Raw genomic sequence first — 19,661 nt, forward strand, 5'->3', positions numbered from 1 at the left:
TGTCTTTGCCGGTTTTTCAAATAGCTGCAGTTCACAGTGTTGCAGCATAAATTGCTCTTGCATCGACGAGGCTGACTTCTCTGGGGTTATTTCCCAGCAAACGTGTTTGTAGCATTGCGTCCGCCGCCAGGCGGTCGAGATCGCTCTCAGTAACGCCAACCTTAGTAAGACGGGTTTCGATACCGGTACGCTCAGCGAGGTCTTCCATCGCGGTAATAAGGGCATTGGTGCGCGCTTCCGCGCTACCCATGGCCTCGGGCGCGATAATTTCAGCGAGTTCCGCATACAGTTCTGCTGCCGCAGGCGCGTTGAAACGCAAGACGTGTGGTAAAACTAGGGAGTTTGATAAACCGTGTGGAACATGGAAGATGCCGCCTATCGGATAGGCGAGCGCATGAACAGCTGCACACGGCGCATTGGCGAATGACTGACCGGCCATCATCGCACCTACCAGCATGGCCTGGCGCGCCGCTAAATTACTGCCATTGCTGCAGGCCTGATCAATGTTATTCCACAATAATTTCAGTGCCTGACGCGCCAGCATGTCAGAAATCGGATTTTTTTTATGACGCGTTGTATAGGCTTCAATCGCATGCACCATGGCGTCAATTCCGGTTGCTGCGGTTACTTTTGCTGGCAATCCTGTCGTTAACGTTGCATCAAGAATGGCGATGTCGGCGTATAGCTGTGGTGCGACGACCCCCATTTTGGTAGTGGTGCCGGTGGTGACGATAGAGATCGGTGTTACTTCTGAACCCGTACCTGCCGTTGTCGGAATCTGTATTAAGGGTAATCGTTCACCTTTTACATTACCTATTCCATACATTGTCGATAATGGCTGCTCGCTTCCGGCGAGAACGGCGATCAGCTTGGCAACGTCCATAGAACTGCCGCCACCCAATCCCACAACCAGATCGATGCCGAGTTCGCGCGCGTTTGCAACCGCTTGGATGACGACAGCTTCCGGTGGATCGGCAATCACATCAGAAAACACGCTGACCCGGATTTGCTGGCTTTTTATGTTATCGAGAGCCGGTTGCACTAATCCCGTGTTTAGAAATCCGGCATCGGTGACAATCAACACATGACGGGCTTCTGGATAGTATTTACGTATGATGTCGCCGCAACGACTGGCCGCACCGGATTCACTGATGAGGTGAGGGACGGTCTGGAATTCGAAATTGTTCATGGCACATGCCTTTCTTGACGGGCAAAAGATAATTGTGTCGGTGTTACCTAAGACTGCGAAGAATTGTTATTCTCCCTAGCTTGCCAGATGTTGTCTGTATTTTGATTAAGGTTAATAAATTTCATGATGGATATGCTTTTGTTGGGGCTAGCTGCATTTTTCGCAGGTTTTGTTGATTCTATTGTTGGCGGCGGTGGATTAGTGCAAGTCCCGGCATTGTTTTCTTTTTTTCCAGGTACGCCACCTGCGACCTTATTGGGAACGAACAAGTTTGCCGGAGTATGGGGAACGACAGTAGCTGCACGCAATTATTTACGTCAGGTGAAGGTGCGATGGGCGATGTTGGTACCCGCAGCTGCCATGGCTTTCCTTTTTTCTTTTGGTGGTGCGTATCTGGTCACACATATTCCGCCTACCCATTTGCGGAAAGCATTGCCGTTTGTATTGGTTGCAGTTGCTATTTATACGTTTAAGAAAAAAGATTTTGGTTCGGCAGATAGGCCGCTATTTTCCGGAAATAAAGAAATCTGGCTGGCGATGCTGGTGGGTGCCGGCATAGGTTTTTATGATGGATTCTTTGGCCCGGGAACGGGTAGCTTTTTCATGTTTTTGTTTGTCAGATTTTTTGGCTACGATTTTTTGAGAGCATCGGCTGTCGCGAAAGTGTTAAACGTTGCATGTAATGCCGCCGCCTTGTCGTGGTTTGGCTTCAGTGGTCATGTCCTTTGGATACTTGGCGGTTTAATGGCGGTTTGCGGTATAGGCGGGTCGTTGCTTGGAACCCATCTCGCTATCAAACACGGTACTGGGTTTGTCAGAAAAATGTTTTTGTTCGTTGTTATCTGCCTGATTTGCAAAACAAGTTACGATGGATTTTTGAGATGATTGTTTCACGTGAAACATAATTTTTGAGGTAAAACGGATGTTTAATTATTTAGCCCGGTGTTTCACGTGAAACAATCGGGCTAATTTTTTGACTGTTTTGTTTTGTTAAAAGTGAGTGGGGCGTAAAACAAACTATAATCGAGCCTCGTGCAATCCTTGTTTGTCAAAAGCTAGCTATGTTTTATCCTAAAGAATTCGATGTAATTGTTGTTGGTGGTGGTCACGCCGGTACCGAAGCCGCGCTTGCCTCGGCTCGTATGGGTCAGTCCACACTGTTATTAAGCCACAATATTGAGACACTTGGTCAGATGTCCTGCAATCCATCTATTGGTGGTATTGGCAAGGGGCATCTGGTGAAAGAGGTTGATGCAATGGGTGGCGCAATGGCGATTGCGACAGACGAGGCGGGCATACAGTTTCGTATATTGAATTCATCTAAGGGGCCGGCGGTACGTGCGACAAGGGCGCAAGCCGACAGAATTTTGTACAAGCAAGCAATACGCAGTCGGCTGGAAAATCAGCCTAATCTTTGGCTGTTTCAGCAGGCAGTAGATGATCTGCTGGTGGAAGGTAATCGGGTTGTCGGCGCTGTAACTCAGGTGGGTATTCAATTTCGTGCCCGTGCAGTGGTGTTGACCGCAGGTACTTTCTTAGACGGCAAAATTCACGTAGGCCTGAATAATTACTCCGCAGGCAGAGCGGGTGACCCGCCAGCGATTTCTTTGTCAGCGAGGTTGAAAAAGCTAGCCTTGCCGCAAGGTCGCCTGAAAACAGGAACGCCACCGCGCATCGATGGTCGTAGTATCGATTTTTCAGTGATGCAGGAGCAACCGGGTGATCTGGATCCGGTGCCGGTGTTTTCGTATATGGGTAATGCGAGCATGCATCCCAAGCAGATGCCGTGCTGGATCACACATACCAATGAAAAAACGCATGACATCATCCGTGCTGGCTTAGACCGTAGCCCGATGTACACGGGTGTTATTGAAGGCGTTGGTCCACGTTATTGCCCATCGATTGAAGATAAAATTCATCGCTTCGCGAGCAAAGAGTCGCATCAGATTTTCCTTGAGCCCGAAGGCTTGACAACGAACGAATTCTATCCAAATGGCATTTCTACCAGTTTGCCGTTTGATGTGCAGCTTGATCTGGTGCGATCAATGCGCGGTATGGAAAATGCCTACATCCTGCGTCCAGGGTATGCAATTGAATATGATTATTTCGATCCACGTGGATTGAAATCTTCGCTGGAAACCCGGCAAATTCAGGGACTGTTCTTTGCCGGACAAATTAATGGCACAACAGGATACGAAGAGGCGGCCGCACAAGGAATGTTGGCGGGCCTGAATGCCGCATTGCAAACGCAGGGCAAGGATGCGTGGGTGCCACGCCGTGATGAAGCCTACCTCGGGGTGCTGGTTGACGACCTGATTACCAAAGGTGTACAGGAACCTTACCGGATGTTCACCAGTCGCGCGGAATTCAGACTAAGTCTGCGTGAAGATAACGCCGATATGCGACTGACGGAAATCGGTCGTCAGCTTGGTTGCGTCAGTGATGCGCAATGGCAGATGTTCGAGCAAAAACGGGAAAGCGTTTCACGTGAATTAGAACGCCTGCGTTCCACCTGGGTGAATCCACGCATTCTGGCTGATGTTGAAGCCGAGCGTGTGATCGGTAAAGCGTTGGAGCGTGAATATTCATTGGCTGATTTACTGCGTCGCCCACAAGTGACGTATGAAAGTCTGATGAGTTTGCAAGGTGTAGAAGGGCAGGCGCTGGCTGGGCCAGGTGTTGGCGATGAGGCTGTCCGCGAGCAGGTTGAGATTCAGATTAAGTACGCTGGCTATATTGATCGCCAGGCAAAAGAAGTGGAGCGCCACGCCCATTTCGAAAACCTGAAAATGCCAGTCGGTTTTGATTACATGGAAGTGAATGGCTTATCGATCGAGGTTCGTCAGAAACTCAATAAGCATCAGCCGGAAACCTTGGGCCAATGCGGGCGTATATCTGGTGTGACCCCGGCAGCTATTTCGCTTTTACTCGTCCACTTAAAAAAGCGTGGCTTCAAAGAGTTCGCTGCAACGCCGGAAATTGTCGCTGAGATCGCAACAGGGGAAGATGCATAATGAGTGGAGATATTTCAGCATTACGGAATATGCTTGTAAATGGTGTTCAGGAGTTAGGTCTCGACCTGAGTGATGCACAAATCGACAAAATGATTGCCTATTTAATATTGTTGTCTAAATGGAATTCTGTTTATAATCTGACCGCCATCCGTGATCCTAAAGAAATGGTGAAACAGCATTTGTTGGACTCCCTGTCTGCGGCACCAGCATTTAAAGACGCAAAAAACATTTTGGATGTCGGCGCTGGCGGAGGCTTACCAGGAATGATGCTGGCAATTGCATACCCTGATACCCGAATTTCCATGATCGATACCGTCAGTAAAAAAACGGCTTTTCTGACGCAAGCGAAAACTGAGCTTGGCCTAAGTAATGTGACGGTCTACACAGGACGGGTCGAGTCTTTGCAAGTGAAGGAAAAGTTCGACGTCATTACTTCACGTGCATTTTCCGAGCTGTGTAACTTCATTAACTGGTCTGGTCATTTATTGGCCGATGGCGGCCAGTTTATTGCGATGAAAGGCATCGCTCCTGCACAGGAAATTGAGCGTTTGCCAGAGGGGTGGGTTGTGACGGGTGTACAAGCTCTGTCAGTACCTGGTCTGCAGGCAGAGCGTCACCTGGTCTTTGTCAAGAAAATTACAGTCTGAAATTTACACGGAACCTCTATGGCAAAAATATTTTGTGTCGCAAATCAAAAAGGTGGTGTCGGCAAAACGACGACCACCGTTAATCTTGCCGCCGGTCTGGCAAAGCTTGAGCAGCGTGTGTTGCTGGTCGATCTCGATCCGCAAGGCAATGCCACCATGGGGGCGGGGATCAATAAGGCAAAGCTGACAGCGTCTGTTTATGAAGTGTTACTTGGCATGTCCGATGTAGTGACGGCTCGCCAGCGTTCTGAATCGGGTAAGTTTGACGTGCTGCCGGCGAACCGTGAGCTGGCTGGTGCCGAAGTTGAGATGGTCGAGCTCGACAACCGTGATAAACGTCTGCGTGACGCGCTTTCAGCCGTTGCTGATGAGTACGATTTCATACTGATCGATTGCCCTCCGGCATTGTCTATGCTGACGTTGAATGGCTTGTGTGCCGCACATGGCGTGATCATTCCTATGCAATGCGAATACTATGCGCTCGAAGGCTTATCCGATCTGGCAAATACCATTAAGAAGGTCTCCGCCAATCTGAACCCTGATCTGAAAATCGTTGGTTTACTGCGTGTAATGTTTGATCCACGCATGACCTTGTCGCAGCAGGTATCAGATCAATTGGAGCAACATTTTGGCGACAAGGTTTTTAAAACACTGATTCCGCGTAACGTGCGCCTGGCAGAAGCCCCTTCATATGGCATTCCTGGCGTGGTATTTGACCCATCGTCGAAAGGCGCGCAGGCGTATATCGCGTTCGGTGCAGAAATGGTTGAAAGAATTAAACAATTGGACAAATAAGCATGGTCACAAAAAAACAAAAAGGCTTAGGCCGTGGCTTGGACGCATTATTAGGTGGTGCAGGGGATTTTGCAGAAGCAGTACCAACGGTCAGCGGTGCACCGACGAGCTTGCCGGTAACGCAAATGCAAGCGGGTAAATATCAGCCGCGCACACGCATGGACGAAGGCGCACTCACAGAGCTGGCAGCCTCAATCAAGGCACAAGGGCTGATGCAACCGATACTGGTGCGTCCGGTGGGGCAAAGCAATGGTTTGATTCGCTACGAAATTATTGCCGGTGAACGCCGTTTCCGCGCCTCACAAATGGCCGGGCTGGACGAAGTGCCGGTACTGGTCAAAGACGTCGACGATCAGGCCGCCGCCGCGATGGCATTGATTGAAAACATACAACGTGAAGATCTGAATCCTCTCGAGGAGGCGCAAGGTATCCACCGTTTGATTACTGACTTTTCGTTTACGCATGAACAGGCGGCAACCGCAGTCGGTCGATCACGTAGCGCAGTATCGAACTTATTGCGCTTGTTGAACCTGGCAAAGCCGGTACAAACCATGTTGATGGCTGGTGATATCGATATGGGTCACGCACGTTCGCTGCTGGCGACTGACGCGGCGACGCAGATACAACTGGCGAATCAGATTGTCGCAAAGCGTATGTCTGTGCGGGAAGCAGAAAAATTAGTTGCAAAAACGACACTTGAAATGAGTACTGGCGCAAAGCCTCGCGATAAATCCGAAAAATCACGCGATATCACGCGCCTGGAGGAAGAGTTGTCGGATGTGTTAGTGACACAGGTAACTTTGAAGATGGGAAGCAAAGGACGTGGTCAGATGGTGATTGATTTCGCCGATCTGGATTCTCTGGATGGCATTATTTTGAAAATCCGAGGTCAATAAATTCAAAATGAAAATTTTTCTCCTGCCGGGCTTGTACAATTCTGGGCCCGGACATTGGCAAAGTTTATGGGAGACATCTTTGCCGGATGTCGAACGTGTTCAGCAAACGAATTGGGAACAGCCGGACCGTGATTTATGGGTGCAGACTTTATCCGCAGCAATCAATGCCTGTGACGACGATATTGTTCTGGTAGCCCATAGCCTCGGTTGTGCATTGACTGCATGGTGGGTTGCGCAGGATTTCCCCGGTGTTCGGGACAAAAGTAAAGTCAAGGCTGCTTTATTGGTTGCTCCGCCAGGCGTGAACCGGGAAAACTTTCCTGCTCCAAGTTTCGCGCCGATGCCGACGACGAGCTTTCCATTTCCAGTCAAAGTTGTAGCTTCTGAAGATGATCCCTGGTGTGAAATAGAGGTTGCTGAGAACTGGGCTCGACTCTGGAGGGCAACATTTCACAATATTGGTGCTTACGGTCACATCAATGGCGACTCAGGGCTGGGGGTCTGGAAGCAAGGCCAGGACTATCTTTCCAGCTTGTTGAGTGAAATAAGGGCAGGGCGGAAAAATTAAAAATGTCTCATTCTGATGCATTGCATCAAACGTTTGACGATGTTACGCACTACCACGTATAATTCCGTGGTTTTGATTGGCGAGGATTCGCGCTGCCTGATAATATTTTGTGGCAACTGCTTGAATATCAACAGTCATTTGTAAATAAGTGAGGAAAGCATGGCCCGTATCGTACTGTTGCAGATGGCAACAGCGTTGGTTGTGGCTCTGTTAGCCGGAATTTTTGGTAACACTTCCCTGGCTTTTTCTGCCTTTATTGGTGGGATGTGTTGCTCACTACCAAATGCGTTTTTTGCGTTACGCCTGTTCATGGGCACCAAAAAACCTGGTGGTGCGAACCCGATGACATTTTTCATCGGTGAATTTATCAAGATTGCACTGACAATTGCGCTGATGGCGGCGGTTGTCTACTGGTACCGCGATGTAAACTGGCCGGCATTTTTGATCGCCTTCATCGTAGTACTGAAAAGTTATTTTATTTTACTATTTAGACAACGACCATGAGCGCAACTGAGCACGCACCAACAGCGTCAGAATATATTGTCCATCACTTAGGACATTTCTCGACCCATCACCAAGATAAAATCGTTGATTTTTCTATTTTCAATATGGACACCATTTTTTGGTCCATATTTTCCGGTATCGTTGGCAGTCTGATTTTGTGGCTTGCTGCGCGTAAGGCGACTTCCGGTGTGCCTGGCCGTTTTCAGGCTGCCGTCGAAATTCTGGTCGAGATGGTAGAAGAACAATCGAAAGGCATCGTCCACGGTGACCGCAGTTTCATCGCTCCTCTCGCGCTGACTGTGTTTGTCTGGGTTGCTCTGATGAACTCACTGGATTTCTTGCCTGTCGATTTGTTCTCTGGCTTGTTTTCCTTGCTGGGCGTAGAACACATTTTTACTCATCACCGTGTTGTTCCAACCGCTGACTTAAACGGCACCCTGGGTATTTCTCTCGGCGTGTTGGCTTTAATGCTGTATTACAGTGTCAAGATCAAAGGTCTTGGTGGTTTCCTGCATGAATTGGTGTCAGCTCCATTTGGTATCAAAATGGCACCATTTAATCTGATTTTGCAACTGATCGAATTTGCTGCTAAAACCGTTTCTCTGGGTATGCGACTGTTCGGTAACATGTTTGCTGGTGAATTGTTGTTCTTGTTGATCGCTTTGTTGGGTTCGATGGCAACAGTATTTGGTGTGTTTGGTCATCTGGTGGCTGGTTCTATCTGGGCGATCTTCCATATTCTGATTGTGTTCTTACAAGCGTTTATCTTCATGATGCTGACTCTGGTCTACATCGGTCAAGCGCATGAACATCATTAATTGATTTTTGCAGTAATTGTTTCGATTTGGTTTTGTTAGTTTTAGTCTTTTATTATTTTTAACTTTTAAGGAAATGTCATGACTGATTTATCTTTTGTTGCTTTGGCTTGCGGTTTGATCATCGGCTTGGGCGCGATCGGTGCTTGTATCGGTATCGCTATCATGGGTGGTAAGTACCTCGAAGCGTCTGCTCGTCAACCAGAATTGATGAACACATTGCAAACTAAGATGTTCCTGTTGGCTGGTCTGATCGATGCTGCGTTCCTGATCGGTGTTGGTATCGCAATGTTGTTCGCATTTGCTAACCCATTCAAATAATCAGTTTTTCCTTCTACTGCCGGAAGCACTGTGCTTTCGGCTTGATCCATTTAGATAAGGAATTACCGTGAACTTAAACGCAACATTGTTCGTTCAGTTTGGGGTTTTCTTCATCTTGGCAATGTTCACAATGAAGTTTGTGTGGCCGCCACTGATGAACGCGCTCGACGAGCGTGCGAAGAAAATCGCAGACGGACTGGCTGCCGCCGACAAAGCGCGTCAGACTTTGCAAGATGGCGCAAAAGAAGCGCAAGCTGCATTGAATAGCGCCCGTGAAGAAGGCCAGAAACAGATCATCAACGCTGAAAAACGCGCTGCCCTGATCGTGGATGAAGCCAAAAATACTGCCGCTGCTGAAGCTGCCCGTATTATTGCTGCTGCAAAAGCTGATGCTGAAAACCAGGTAACTAAAGCACGCGAAGAACTGCGTGATCAGGTTGCTACGTTGGCAGTCAAAGGCGCAGAGCAAATTCTGAAACGTGAAGTCAATGCATCCGCTCACGCAGATCTGTTGAATCAACTGAAAACCGAGCTGTAATCATGGCCGAACTCGCAACGATCGCTCGTCCTTACGCAGAAGCGCTGTTTCGTGTTGCCCAATCCGGTAACCTGTCCGCCTGGTCGGATCTGGTTGCCGAAATGGCACAGGCTGGTGCGCATCCCGATGTACAAGCTCTTGCACACAACCCAAAAGTCTCGGCTTCGCAAAAAGCTGAGATTTTCCTGTCTGTGCTCAAATCTCCAGTGACTGCTGAAGCGAAAAACTTCATCAATACACTCGCTGACTATGATCGCCTGACTTTGCTGCCCGAAATCGCTTTCCAATTTCATGCATTAAAAAACGCCCACGAAGGTGCGGCAGATGCTGAAGTGACCAGCGCATTTGAATTGTCGGCAGCTCAGTTGAGCGACCTGGCGATTACATTGGAAAAGAAATTTGGCCGCAAATTGCATCCTACCGTCAAAGTAGATTCTGCTTTGATCGGTGGTGTGCGCATCGTGGTTGGTGATCAGGTGCTTGACACGTCGGTTCGCGCTAAGCTGCAAAAAATGCACTCAGCCCTGACCGCGTAAGAACGTATAAATATTAGGAGTTAGTATGCAACTCAACCCATCTGAAATCAGCGAGCTGATCAAGAGCCGGATTCAAGGCCTTGGTGAAACTGCTGAGATTCGTAATCAAGGTACGGTTATTTCCGTTACCGACGGTATCTGCCGCATTCACGGTCTGTCTGACGCGATGCAAGGTGAGATGCTGGAATTTCCAGGCAACACATTTGGTCTGGCATTGAATCTGGAACGTGATTCCGTTGGCGCCGTTATTCTTGGTGACTACGAACATATCTCCGAAGGCGACACAGTGAAATGTACTGGTCGTATTCTGGAAGTGCCTATTGGTCCTGAACTGCGTGGTCGTGTTGTTAATGCGCTGGGTCAGCCTATCGATGGCAAAGGTCCGATCAATGCGAAATTGTCTGCGCCTATCGAAAAAATCGCGCCTGGCGTTATCGCGCGTCAATCCGTTTCTGAGCCAATGCAAACTGGTATCAAGTCAATTGATGCGATGGTTCCTGTTGGTCGCGGCCAGCGTGAATTGATCATTGGCGATCGTCAGACTGGTAAAACAGCTGTTGCGATCGATGCTGTGATCAACCAAAAAGGTCAGAACGTTACCTGTATCTATGTAGCGATCGGTCAAAAAGCTTCTTCCGTTAAAAACGTTGTGCGTGCTCTGGAAGCTCACGGCGCGATGGAATACACCATCGTTGTTGCGGCGACTGCGGCTGAATCTGCAGCGATGCAATACGTCTCCGCTTACTCCGGTTGCGCCATGGGCGAATACTTCCGTGACCGCGGTGAAGATGCATTGATCATCTATGATGACTTGTCTAAACAAGCGGTTGCTTACCGTCAGGTTTCCCTGTTGCTGCGCCGCCCACCAGGCCGTGAAGCTTATCCAGGTGACGTGTTCTACCTGCACTCCCGTTTGCTCGAACGTGCAGCCCGCGTGAATCCTGACTACGTTGAAAAATTCACTGAAGGCGCAGTTAAAGGAAAAACAGGTTCTCTGACAGCATTGCCTATCATTGAAACTCAGGCTGGTGACGTTTCTGCTTTCGTTCCTACCAACGTGATTTCGATTACTGACGGTCAGATCTTCCTGGAAACATCTTTGTTTAACTCAGGTATTCGTCCAGCGATTAACGCGGGTATTTCCGTGTCTCGTGTTGGTGGCGCTGCTCAGACTAAGGTTATCAAAAACCTGTCCGGTGGTATTCGTACAGACTTGGCGCAGTACCGTGAGTTGGCAGCGTTTGCGCAGTTCGCATCTGACCTCGATGAATCCACACGTAAACAGTTGGATCGTGGTGCTCGTGTTACAGAATTGCTCAAGCAAGCACAATATGCTCCATTGCCGATTTCTCTGATGGCCGCTTCCCTGTTCGCAGTGAACAAAGGCTTTCTGGATGATGTCGAAGTGAAGAAAGTATTGTCTTTCGAAGCTGGTCTGCATAATTACCTGAAGACTAGCCAGGCAGCATTGCTCGCTAAGATTGAAGAAACCAAGCAACTCGATAAAGACGGCGAAGCCACTTTGTCAGCAGCTGTTGCTGATTTCAAAAAATCTGGCGCGTACTGATCTTAACTGGAGCTAAACATGGCCTCAGGCAAAGAGATACGTGGCAAGATCAAAAGTGTAGAAAACACGAAAAAGATCACTAAGGCGATGGAAATGGTCGCCGCATCCAAAATGCGCAAAGCGCAGGATCGGATGCGGGCGGCTCGCCCGTACAGTGAAAAAATTCGTAATATCACAGCGAACTTGTCACAAGCGAATCCTGAGTACACGCATCCTTTCATGATTCAGCAAGATCAGTCCAAGAAGGTTGGGCTGATCGTTGTGACGACAGATAAGGGTTTGTGCGGTGGCCTGAATACGAACGTATTGCGTTTGGTCACCAACAAGCTGCGTGAACTAGAAGCTAAGGGTTCAAAGATAGAAGCGGTCGCAATTGGTAATAAAGGTCTTGGTTTCCTGAATCGTATTGGGGCACCGGTGGTATCGCATGCGGTACAGCTGGGAGATACCCCTCATCTCGACAAACTGATCGGTCCGGTCAAAGTTTTGCTGGACGCGTATCAGGAAGGAAAACTGGACGCGGTTTATCTGAGTTATACCAAGTTCATCAACACGATGAAGCAAGAGCCGGTCATTGAGCAATTATTGCCGCTGACATCGGACAAACTGGCGACAGATAAAAATGCCCATTCCTGGGATTATCTGTATGAACCAGATGCGGCGACGGTCATTGATGAATTGCTGATACGTTATGTCGAAGCGCTGATTTTCCAGGCAGTCGCAGAAAACATGGCATCTGAACAGTCGGCCCGTATGGTGGCGATGAAATCAGCAAGTGATAACGCTGGTAACGTGATTGGTGAGTTGAAACTGGTTTACAACAAAACCCGTCAAGCTGCCATTACCAAAGAGCTCTCCGAGATCGTCGCCGGCGCGGCAGCGGTCTAAACTGAATACTAATTATTGAAGGAACGAACATGGCTAATGGCAAAATCGTTCAGTGTATCGGCGCTGTTGTGGACGTTGAGTTTCCACGCGACGCGATGCCTAAGATTTACGATGCCTTGAAAATGGAAGGCTCCGAACTGACTCTCGAAGTTCAGCAGCAATTGGGTGACGGCATTGTCCGTACGATTGCTCTGGGTACTTCCGATGGTCTGCGTCGCGGCATGATTATCTCCAACACTGGCAACCCTATCATGGTACCAACTGGCAAAGCAACGCTGGGTCGTATCATGGACGTATTGGGCAATCCTATCGATGAATGCGGTCCTGTCAGCCACGCGCAGACAGCATCCATTCACCGTAAAGCACCTGCTTACGACGAACTGTCTCCATCGCAAGAATTGCTGGAAACCGGTATCAAAGTTATTGATCTGGTTTGCCCATTCGCTAAAGGTGGTAAGGTCGGTCTGTTCGGTGGTGCGGGTGTAGGTAAAACCGTTAACATGATGGAACTGATCAACAACATCGCTAAAGCACACAGCGGCTTGTCCGTGTTTGCCGGTGTTGGTGAACGTACTCGTGAAGGTAATGACTTCTATCACGAAATGGCTGACGCTAAAGTGGTTGATCTGGAAAATCCAGAAAATTCCAAAGTAGCGATGGTGTACGGTCAGATGAATGAACCACCAGGTAACCGTCTGCGCGTTGCTCTGACAGGTCTGACGATCGCTGAAGGTTTCCGTGACGAAGGCAAAGACGTTCTGTTCTTCGTGGATAACATCTACCGTTACACACTGGCCGGTACAGAAGTATCCGCGTTGCTGGGTCGTATGCCTTCTGCTGTGGGTTACCAACCTACACTGGCTGAAGAAATGGGTCGTCTGCAAGAGCGTATTACATCCACAAAAACTGGTTCGATCACATCGATCCAAGCTGTTTATGTTCCAGCCGATGACTTGACCGATCCATCCCCAGCAACAACGTTTGCTCACTTGGATTCCACCGTTGTTTTGTCCCGTGACATCGCTTCTCTGGGTATTTACCCTGCGGTTGATCCACTGGATTCAACATCCCGTCAGCTGGACCCACAAGTGGTTGGTGCAGAACACTACGAAACAGCGCGCGCTGTTCAAGGTACTTTGCAACGCTACAAAGAATTGCGCGACATTATCGCGATTCTGGGTATGGATGAATTGGCACCTGAAGACAAATTGATCGTTGCCCGTGCACGTAAAATGCAACGTTTCCTGTCTCAGCCTTTCCACGTTGCTGAAGTATTTACCGGTGCTCCAGGTAAATATGTTTCACTGAAAGATACGATCAAGGGCTTCAAAATGATCGCTTCCGGTGAACTCGATCACTTGCCAGAACAAGCGTTCTACATGGTAGGTACTATCGACGAAGCAATCGAAAAAGCGAAAAAACTGGCTGCTGCTTAATTGTCAGCATAGTGGTGCGGCAGAGTTGAATCAACTGAGTCGCACCCCAGCTTTTAGCGAATAAAAAGGGTCGAACATGGCACACACTATTCACGTTGACGTTGTTTCTGCGGAAGAGTTGATCTTTTCCGGTGAGGCTGAATTCGTCGCGTTGCCGGGTGAGGCTGGTGAATTGGGTATTTACCCAAAACATACGCCACTGATTACCCGTATCAAACCGGGCGCAGTGCGCATCAAGGTTCCGGGCAAGACTGAAGACGAATTTGTATTCGTTGCAGGCGGCCTGCTTGAAGTGCAACCAGATACAGTGACTGTTCTGGCAGATACTGCGATTCGCGGTCATGATCTGGACGAAGCCAAAGCCGTAGAAGCCAAAAAACTGGCAGAAGAAGCATTGGTTAATCGTGATTCCAAAATTGACTATGCGCAAGCACAGGCAGAGTTGGCATCAGCGATCGCTCAGTTGGCAGCGATACAGAAATTGCGTCAAAAGCGTTAATTCGTTTGCGTTATTAACTATCGCGACGAAGGCAATACAACAAAAAGGCAGCTCTGGCTGCCTTTTTGTTTTACAGAAACACGGATGAATTCAGTCATGATTAACGACCCCGACGCAATTTCGGCATTACTTAAATCAAGCAAAAATATTGCTGTTGTTGGTCTGTCTCCAAAACAACATCGTGCCAGCTATATGGTCGCTGCTTATATGCAAGCGCATGGTTACCGGATTATTCCCGTTAACCCGGGTTATGCGGGGGAATTGGTCCTTGGTGAATGTTGCTATCCGGGTCTGATTGAGGCGAGTAGTGAACATGCTATCGATATCGTTGATTGTTTCAGAAATGCCGATGATATTCCGCCGATCGCCGAACAAGTGATCGCAATATCTGCGCCATGCCTTTGGATGCAATCAGGTATAGTCAACGTCGCCGCAGCGGCAGCATTGCAATCGGCGGGCGTATTTGTGGTGATGGACCGGTGTTTGAAAATTGAACACCAAATTCGTCCCAACCTTTTCTCTGACACATCAAACAGGTAATTTATGGCGGTTGCAGATCAATTCCGGGTGAAATCAGATTTTGTTTTGAAAGAGACCGACGCTAATCGTAAGGTGCTGGGTGCGGCGGTGACCGCGCAACCTGATGCGAAATCTATCGATAAACTCCAGACCTTTAATCTTGCTGAAAAGATTGCAGATTTGCAAAATGTTTTTGTCGCTTCAAAAGCGCCGAAATTACTGATCATTTTGCAAGGAATGGATACCTCAGGCAAAGATGGCACAGTCAAAGGCGTATTTGGACAGATTAATCCGCTGGGTGCGAGAACGGTGGCTTTTAAGGCACCGAGCCAGGCCGAAAAGGACCACGACTATTTGTGGCGCATTCACCAGGAGGTTCCGGCGAAAGGTGAAATTGTCATTTTTAACCGCAGTCATTACGAAGATGTGTTGATCAGCAAGGTGCACGACTGGATTGATGACGAAGAATGCGTCAGACGCTATGCGCATATCCGGGACTTCGAACGTATGCTTGCAGAGACGGGGACGATCATTCTGAAGTTTTTTTTGCATATATCTAAAGCGGAACAAAAGCGCAGATTGGAAGAGCGTTTAGCTGATCCTGACAAGCACTGGAAGTTTGATATGCAGGATCTGGCTGAACGCAAGTATTGGGATGCCTATCAACGTGCTTACGAGACCGCAATCTGTGCCACCGATAGTGGAACTGCACCCTGGTATGTCATTCCTTCTGATTCCAAGACGCAGCGTAATCTGGCTATCGCCAGTATTGTTCTGGAAAAATTGGAAAGTATGAAACTCAAATTTCCACCAGCTAATCCGGATTACGCAAAAATTAAGGTCGAATAAACCAAGCCAGGGTAACAACTCGTATTTGATCTGAACCTGGAGAAAATAAACGTAGCAACGAGGTGGAATGCATGCGGTGTACTGGGAAGTAATTATTTTAAAATCTCATTGACAAGCGGACTTATGCACAAGCTATTACAAACATGTTTTCGAAGAAATTTTTCTTTATAGCAAGCGATGAAAAATAAATTCAATGAAATCAATGAGTTGAAGGCATATTTTGTTAACTGTATTTAACAATCAAAGCTAAATACAAAAATAGATAAAGCTATCCACAAAGTTATCCACAATTTATATTCATGGCATTACGGCCCTGTTGAGTCAATTGCGCAAGATCAGATGCCGTTCGATGCAGCTTAGGCGATAATGTCAGCTATTCCGAGATTTGCAATGTTTTCCGCATCTTCACAAAATTAAAACAGTGTTCTGAAAGTCAACATGTCCCACAATTTTGCTCCACTCAAAAACGATACCTTCATCAAAGCTCTGTTGCGCGAGGAGACTGAATATACGCCATTGTGGCTGATGCGCCAGGCGGGCCGCTATTTGCCGGAATACCGCGCTACGCGCAAAGGCGCAGGTTCGTTTATGAGTCTGGCAAAGAATCCACAGTTCGCGACAGAAGTCACTTTGCAGCCGATAGACCGCTTTGCGTTGGATGCGGCTATCCTGTTTTCCGATATTCTGACCGTACCGGACGCGATGGGGCTGGGTCTTTACTTTGAAGAGGGCGAGGGACCGAAATTTGAACGGCCTTTAAAAGAAGAAAAAGATGTTCTGGCATTAAAAGTCCCTGAAGAAGGTAGCCTGCAATACGTATTTGATGCCGTGACGCAGATCCGTACTGCGCTCGATGGCAGAGTACCGCTGATCGGCTTCTCGGGCAGCCCGTGGACACTGGCTTGCTACATGGTGGAAGGGCAGGGTTCACGTGAGTTCCACACAGTAAAAACCATGCTGTATAAACGCCCCGATCTGATGCACCACATTTTGCGGGTGAACGCGGATGCTGTTGCCAGCTATTTAAATGCGCAAATCGATGCCGGGGCGCAGGCGGTGATGATTTTCGACAGCTGGGGTGGCGCGTTGGCGGATGCAGCTTATCAGGAGTTCTCACTGAGCTACATGCAGGACATCGTCAATAAATTACAAAAAGAAAAAGACGGAAAACGTATCCCAGCGATTGTCTTTACCAAGGGTGGTGGTTTGTGGCTGGAAAAAATTGCAGCAATCGGTGCCGATGCAGTGGGTCTGGATTGGACCGTCAATCTTGGACTAGCGCGTGCCCGGGTCGGTGATAAGGTAGCGCTGCAGGGCAATCTTGACCCCGCGATCTTATTTGCAGAACCAGAGCAAATTCGTCAGCGGGTTATACAAACACTGGATAGTTACGGTACTCCTGCAGCGGGTTATGGGCATGTATTCAATCTTGGCCATGGAATTTCACAATTTACTTCACCGGATTCAGTGAGCGTCCTGGTCGAGACTGTGCACGAATACAGTCGTAGCCAGCGCCAAAAAGTAGCATAAATGCCGTATCTTGACGCTCAAATTTTGACTTTGCACTTTGAGTACGCATAACAAAATGAATAGAAAAGCAGGCATTTAAAACGTCAATCAATTGACGACGTCTGCTTTTGCTGATCAGCTCAGCATGTTGCTTTGCAAAACGTTGTATACAAGCCCTTTTCAAGCCCAAAAACGATGGAAAACCAAGCTGTGTAACGAGAGTTATTGTGTAAAAACAAGCTTGATTTATCTTACTTATGCACAAATTCAGGGCAATTGAAAAAAACTTTAAAAAATATTTTTAAGTAAGCAAATGATTTTCCTAACTCATTGATTTTAAATGATAAATTAATTTGCCTTCAGAATAAGCATTTTGTTGAAACCCGCGTAAACCTTAGCAAAAAGCGATGTCAATAGACCTTTACCCACAAAGTTATTCACAGAAATTGTGGATAACTGGCAAACTACTCATAAAATCAATGCTTAACGTTATTTTTTACGACAAAAACTAGACACGTGAACGCCATTTTCCTGCGTGTCGCGTTAGATACACCGCTTGACACTTTCTTTGATTACCGCTGGGTTTCCGCGACAGAAGAGGCGAATGCATCCAATCAGCCATGCATAGGGCAATTGGTGCTGGTACCGTTTGGTCGCCAGGAAATCACAGGCATTATTGTTGATATAGTAGAAACAACAACGGTGCCTGCAGATAAGTTGCGCGATGTGATTGCTGTGCGCCATTCGCTTCCAGCTTTGAACACTGAATGGCTGGCTTTGATCAAGTTTGCGGCTGACTATTATCAGCGCCCTCTGGGAGAAGTCGCATTACCCGCCTTGCCTAAAAATTTAAAAGTAGCCAAAACCGTTTCTTTGGACAGGGCGCTGAAGAAATTAGGTAAATTGTCGTTCCCGCACGACGCTACTCCGCAAGCCGAACCTGCGCTCAATGCTGAGCAGCAAGCCGCCGTCAACACAATAACTCAGACCCGGGAATTCGCACCTTGTCTCTTGTTTGGCGTCACAGGGAGCGGAAAAACAGAAGTGTACTTGCAGTCTGCAGCCAGAATTCTCGCTGAGTCGGCAACTGGGCAGATATTGATTCTGGTACCGGAAATTAATCTGACACCACAATTTGAGGCGCGCATACGCGACCGTTTTCCCGGCTTACACTTATCAACCTTACATAGTGGTATGGCTGAGGGCGAACGCTTGTTGCACTGGCTGGCTGCGCATCAGGGGCAGGCTCGCATTGTCCTAGGGACGCGTTTGGCGATGCTGGCGTCGATGCCGGACTTAAGACTGATCATCGTTGATGAAGAGCACGACCCTTCTTATAAGCAACAGGAAGGTTTGCGTTATTCCGCGCGCGATCTGGCGATTTGGCGCGCACATCAATTACGGATTCCTGTTGTGCTTGGATCGGCGACACCATCCCTGGAGAGCTGGCATGGCGCGCAAAGCGGGCGCTATCGCTTGTTAGAGTTGCACGAGCGCGCGGTCAAAGATGCCGTGTTGCCCGTGGTTAAAATCATCAATCTGGAGCGTGAAAAGCCCAGTGAAGGTTTAACCCCGCGATTAATCGCCGCGATACGTCAGCGTTTAGAGAAAGGTGAGCAGTCACTACTATTTCTGAATCGGCGCGGCTACGCACCTGTACTAGCCTGTGATGCCTGCGGCTGGATCAGCAATTGCACTCGTTGTACTGCCAATCTGGTGTTGCACAAAGGCGACCATCGTCTGCGTTGCCATCACTGTGGGCTGGAGCAACGTATCCCCCGTTCTTGCCCGACGTGCGGCAATATTGATTTACAACCGCTGGGTCGCGGCACGCAAAGGCTGGAAGAAACGCTGGCAAGTATTTTCCCGGAGGCGAGGGTATTTCGCATCGATGCTGATTCAACTCGTCTGAAAGGTAGTGCAGCCGCCGCCTTTGAGCGCGTGCACGATGGCGAGGTCGATATTCTGATTGGCACGCAGATGGTTGCCAAGGGACACGACTTCAAGCGTCTGACTCTGGTAGCGGCTTTGAATCCGGATGCCGCTTTGTTTTCTCAGGATTATCGCGCCAGCGAGCGCTTGTTTGCACAACTGATGCAGGTATCGGGGCGTGCCGGCAGAACCGCACAAAAGGAGGGTGGCAGCATCTCTGAAGTGCTGGTCCAGACGTGTTACCCTGATCATCCTTTGTATCACGCGTTGATGGCACATAACTATCAGAGTTTCGCGACCGATTTATTGCAGGAACGCCAGCAGGCACAACTGCCGCCGTTTATGTATCAGGCTTTGTTGCGTGCGGAGGCGCGCGAGTTAGCGACGGCGATAGAATTTTTGCAGCAGGCTGCAAGCTGCACTCAACATATCGGTATCACGATCAACGATCCGATTCCCATGACCATGACCAGAGTTGCGAATGTTGACCGTGCGCAATTATTGGTTGAGTCTGTTTCTCGTCCGGCATTGCAGGCGTTTGTCAAAGAATGGATAGTGATTTTGCGGGCAATGAAAAGCCGGGTGAAGTGGTCGGTAGAAATTGATCCTGTGGATATCTGAGGCGCACTTTCCACGATG

At 48.5% G+C, this 19,661-nt stretch carries 20 protein-coding genes; 19 read left to right on the top strand and 1 reads right to left on the bottom strand.

The window, feature by feature from the left end; translation table 11 throughout:
* Positions 1-31 precede the first annotated feature (31 nt).
* A complete protein-coding gene (locus tag Undi14_RS00490) occupies positions 32-1,189 on the bottom strand; it encodes an iron-containing alcohol dehydrogenase (RefSeq protein WP_200177500.1) in 1,158 nt (385 codons plus the stop codon).
* A 123-nt stretch (positions 1,190-1,312) separates the two neighbouring features.
* Between Undi14_RS00490 and Undi14_RS00495 the strand changes: the two genes are divergently transcribed.
* From Undi14_RS00495 to Undi14_RS00585, 19 genes are all read left to right on the top strand, one after another.
* A complete protein-coding gene (locus Undi14_RS00495) occupies positions 1,313-2,074 on the top strand; it encodes a TSUP family transporter (protein WP_200177501.1) in 762 nt (253 codons plus the stop codon).
* 176 nt (positions 2,075-2,250) lie between these two features.
* The gene (gene mnmG / locus Undi14_RS00500; protein WP_200177502.1) at positions 2,251-4,203 is read left to right on the top strand and encodes a tRNA uridine-5-carboxymethylaminomethyl(34) synthesis enzyme MnmG; all 1,953 of its coding nucleotides are present in this window, start codon (positions 2,251-2,253) and stop codon (positions 4,201-4,203) included.
* On the top strand, positions 4,203-4,850 hold the full coding sequence (gene rsmG, locus Undi14_RS00505; RefSeq protein WP_200177503.1) for a 16S rRNA (guanine(527)-N(7))-methyltransferase RsmG: 648 nt from the start codon (positions 4,203-4,205) through the stop codon (positions 4,848-4,850). Before mnmG ends, rsmG begins: the two co-directional genes overlap by 1 nt.
* Positions 4,851-4,868: 18 nt before the next feature.
* Positions 4,869-5,645, top strand: coding sequence for a ParA family protein (locus Undi14_RS00510; RefSeq protein ID WP_200177504.1), 777 nt, complete (start codon positions 4,869-4,871; stop codon positions 5,643-5,645).
* 2 nt (positions 5,646-5,647) lie between these two features.
* A complete protein-coding gene (locus Undi14_RS00515; RefSeq protein WP_200177505.1) occupies positions 5,648-6,541 on the top strand; it encodes a ParB/RepB/Spo0J family partition protein in 894 nt (297 codons plus the stop codon).
* A 7-nt stretch (positions 6,542-6,548) separates the two neighbouring features.
* Complete coding sequence (locus Undi14_RS00520; protein WP_200177506.1) at positions 6,549-7,109, top strand: alpha/beta hydrolase; 561 nt, start codon at positions 6,549-6,551, stop codon at positions 7,107-7,109.
* A 159-nt stretch (positions 7,110-7,268) separates the two neighbouring features.
* Complete coding sequence (locus tag Undi14_RS00525; protein WP_186884091.1) at positions 7,269-7,613, top strand: ATP synthase subunit I; 345 nt, start codon at positions 7,269-7,271, stop codon at positions 7,611-7,613.
* Entirely contained in the window at positions 7,610-8,431 is an 822-nt protein-coding gene (gene atpB, locus Undi14_RS00530; protein ID WP_186884090.1) for a F0F1 ATP synthase subunit A, read from the top strand. Before Undi14_RS00525 ends, atpB begins: the two co-directional genes overlap by 4 nt.
* Positions 8,432-8,509: 78 nt before the next feature.
* Complete coding sequence (atpE, locus tag Undi14_RS00535) at positions 8,510-8,749, top strand: F0F1 ATP synthase subunit C (protein ID WP_162019491.1); 240 nt, start codon at positions 8,510-8,512, stop codon at positions 8,747-8,749.
* A gap of 67 nt (positions 8,750-8,816) precedes the next feature.
* Positions 8,817-9,287, top strand: a complete 471-nt coding sequence (locus tag Undi14_RS00540; RefSeq protein ID WP_186884089.1) for a F0F1 ATP synthase subunit B — start codon at positions 8,817-8,819, stop codon at positions 9,285-9,287.
* Positions 9,288-9,289: 2 nt separating this feature from the next.
* A complete protein-coding gene (locus Undi14_RS00545; protein ID WP_186895980.1) occupies positions 9,290-9,823 on the top strand; it encodes a F0F1 ATP synthase subunit delta in 534 nt (177 codons plus the stop codon).
* Positions 9,824-9,848: 25 nt separating this feature from the next.
* Complete coding sequence (gene atpA / locus Undi14_RS00550) at positions 9,849-11,390, top strand: F0F1 ATP synthase subunit alpha (RefSeq protein ID WP_200177507.1); 1,542 nt, start codon at positions 9,849-9,851, stop codon at positions 11,388-11,390.
* Positions 11,391-11,408: 18 nt separating this feature from the next.
* Positions 11,409-12,278 (top strand): F0F1 ATP synthase subunit gamma, encoded by an 870-nt coding sequence (atpG, locus tag Undi14_RS00555; RefSeq protein WP_200177508.1) that lies wholly within the window; start codon positions 11,409-11,411, stop codon positions 12,276-12,278.
* 29 nt (positions 12,279-12,307) lie between these two features.
* Complete coding sequence (gene atpD, locus Undi14_RS00560) at positions 12,308-13,714, top strand: F0F1 ATP synthase subunit beta (RefSeq protein WP_200177509.1); 1,407 nt, start codon at positions 12,308-12,310, stop codon at positions 13,712-13,714.
* A gap of 76 nt (positions 13,715-13,790) precedes the next feature.
* Entirely contained in the window at positions 13,791-14,213 is a 423-nt protein-coding gene (locus Undi14_RS00565) for a F0F1 ATP synthase subunit epsilon (RefSeq protein ID WP_186884084.1), read from the top strand.
* An 84-nt stretch (positions 14,214-14,297) separates the two neighbouring features.
* Positions 14,298-14,753, top strand: a complete 456-nt coding sequence (locus tag Undi14_RS00570) for a CoA-binding protein (RefSeq protein ID WP_234030349.1) — start codon at positions 14,298-14,300, stop codon at positions 14,751-14,753.
* Between the two features lie 3 nt (positions 14,754-14,756).
* Entirely contained in the window at positions 14,757-15,581 is an 825-nt protein-coding gene (locus tag Undi14_RS00575) for a PPK2 family polyphosphate kinase (RefSeq protein ID WP_200177511.1), read from the top strand.
* A 438-nt stretch (positions 15,582-16,019) separates the two neighbouring features.
* Entirely contained in the window at positions 16,020-17,111 is a 1,092-nt protein-coding gene (gene hemE / locus Undi14_RS00580; RefSeq protein ID WP_200177512.1) for a uroporphyrinogen decarboxylase, read from the top strand.
* Positions 17,112-17,606: 495 nt separating this feature from the next.
* The gene (locus tag Undi14_RS00585; RefSeq protein WP_200177513.1) at positions 17,607-19,643 is read left to right on the top strand and encodes a primosomal protein N'; all 2,037 of its coding nucleotides are present in this window, start codon (positions 17,607-17,609) and stop codon (positions 19,641-19,643) included.
* Positions 19,644-19,661 lie beyond the last annotated feature (18 nt).

Source organism: Undibacterium sp. 14-3-2, assembly GCF_016595265.1.
Classification (GTDB): domain Bacteria; phylum Pseudomonadota; class Gammaproteobacteria; order Burkholderiales; family Burkholderiaceae_D; genus Undibacterium; species Undibacterium aquatile.

Bases quoted from the DNA above. Each gene is read 5' to 3' on its own strand.
- Undi14_RS00490 (WP_200177500.1), bottom strand. From the start codon at position 1,189: ATGAACAATTTCGAATTCCAGACCGTCCCTCACCTCATCAGTGAATCC.
- Undi14_RS00495 (WP_200177501.1), top strand. From the start codon at position 1,313: ATGATGGATATGCTTTTGTTGGGGCTAGCTGCATTTTTCGCAGGTTTT.
- mnmG (WP_200177502.1), top strand. From the start codon at position 2,251: ATGTTTTATCCTAAAGAATTCGATGTAATTGTTGTTGGTGGTGGTCAC.
- rsmG (WP_200177503.1), top strand. From the start codon at position 4,203: ATGAGTGGAGATATTTCAGCATTACGGAATATGCTTGTAAATGGTGTT.
- Undi14_RS00510 (WP_200177504.1), top strand. From the start codon at position 4,869: ATGGCAAAAATATTTTGTGTCGCAAATCAAAAAGGTGGTGTCGGCAAA.
- Undi14_RS00515 (WP_200177505.1), top strand. From the start codon at position 5,648: ATGGTCACAAAAAAACAAAAAGGCTTAGGCCGTGGCTTGGACGCATTA.
- Undi14_RS00520 (WP_200177506.1), top strand. From the start codon at position 6,549: ATGAAAATTTTTCTCCTGCCGGGCTTGTACAATTCTGGGCCCGGACAT.
- Undi14_RS00525 (WP_186884091.1), top strand. From the start codon at position 7,269: ATGGCCCGTATCGTACTGTTGCAGATGGCAACAGCGTTGGTTGTGGCT.
- atpB (WP_186884090.1), top strand. From the start codon at position 7,610: ATGAGCGCAACTGAGCACGCACCAACAGCGTCAGAATATATTGTCCAT.
- atpE (WP_162019491.1), top strand. From the start codon at position 8,510: ATGACTGATTTATCTTTTGTTGCTTTGGCTTGCGGTTTGATCATCGGC.
- Undi14_RS00545 (WP_186895980.1), top strand. From the start codon at position 9,290: ATGGCCGAACTCGCAACGATCGCTCGTCCTTACGCAGAAGCGCTGTTT.
- atpA (WP_200177507.1), top strand. From the start codon at position 9,849: ATGCAACTCAACCCATCTGAAATCAGCGAGCTGATCAAGAGCCGGATT.
- atpG (WP_200177508.1), top strand. From the start codon at position 11,409: ATGGCCTCAGGCAAAGAGATACGTGGCAAGATCAAAAGTGTAGAAAAC.
- atpD (WP_200177509.1), top strand. From the start codon at position 12,308: ATGGCTAATGGCAAAATCGTTCAGTGTATCGGCGCTGTTGTGGACGTT.
- Undi14_RS00565 (WP_186884084.1), top strand. From the start codon at position 13,791: ATGGCACACACTATTCACGTTGACGTTGTTTCTGCGGAAGAGTTGATC.
- Undi14_RS00570 (WP_234030349.1), top strand. From the start codon at position 14,298: ATGAATTCAGTCATGATTAACGACCCCGACGCAATTTCGGCATTACTT.
- Undi14_RS00575 (WP_200177511.1), top strand. From the start codon at position 14,757: ATGGCGGTTGCAGATCAATTCCGGGTGAAATCAGATTTTGTTTTGAAA.
- hemE (WP_200177512.1), top strand. From the start codon at position 16,020: ATGTCCCACAATTTTGCTCCACTCAAAAACGATACCTTCATCAAAGCT.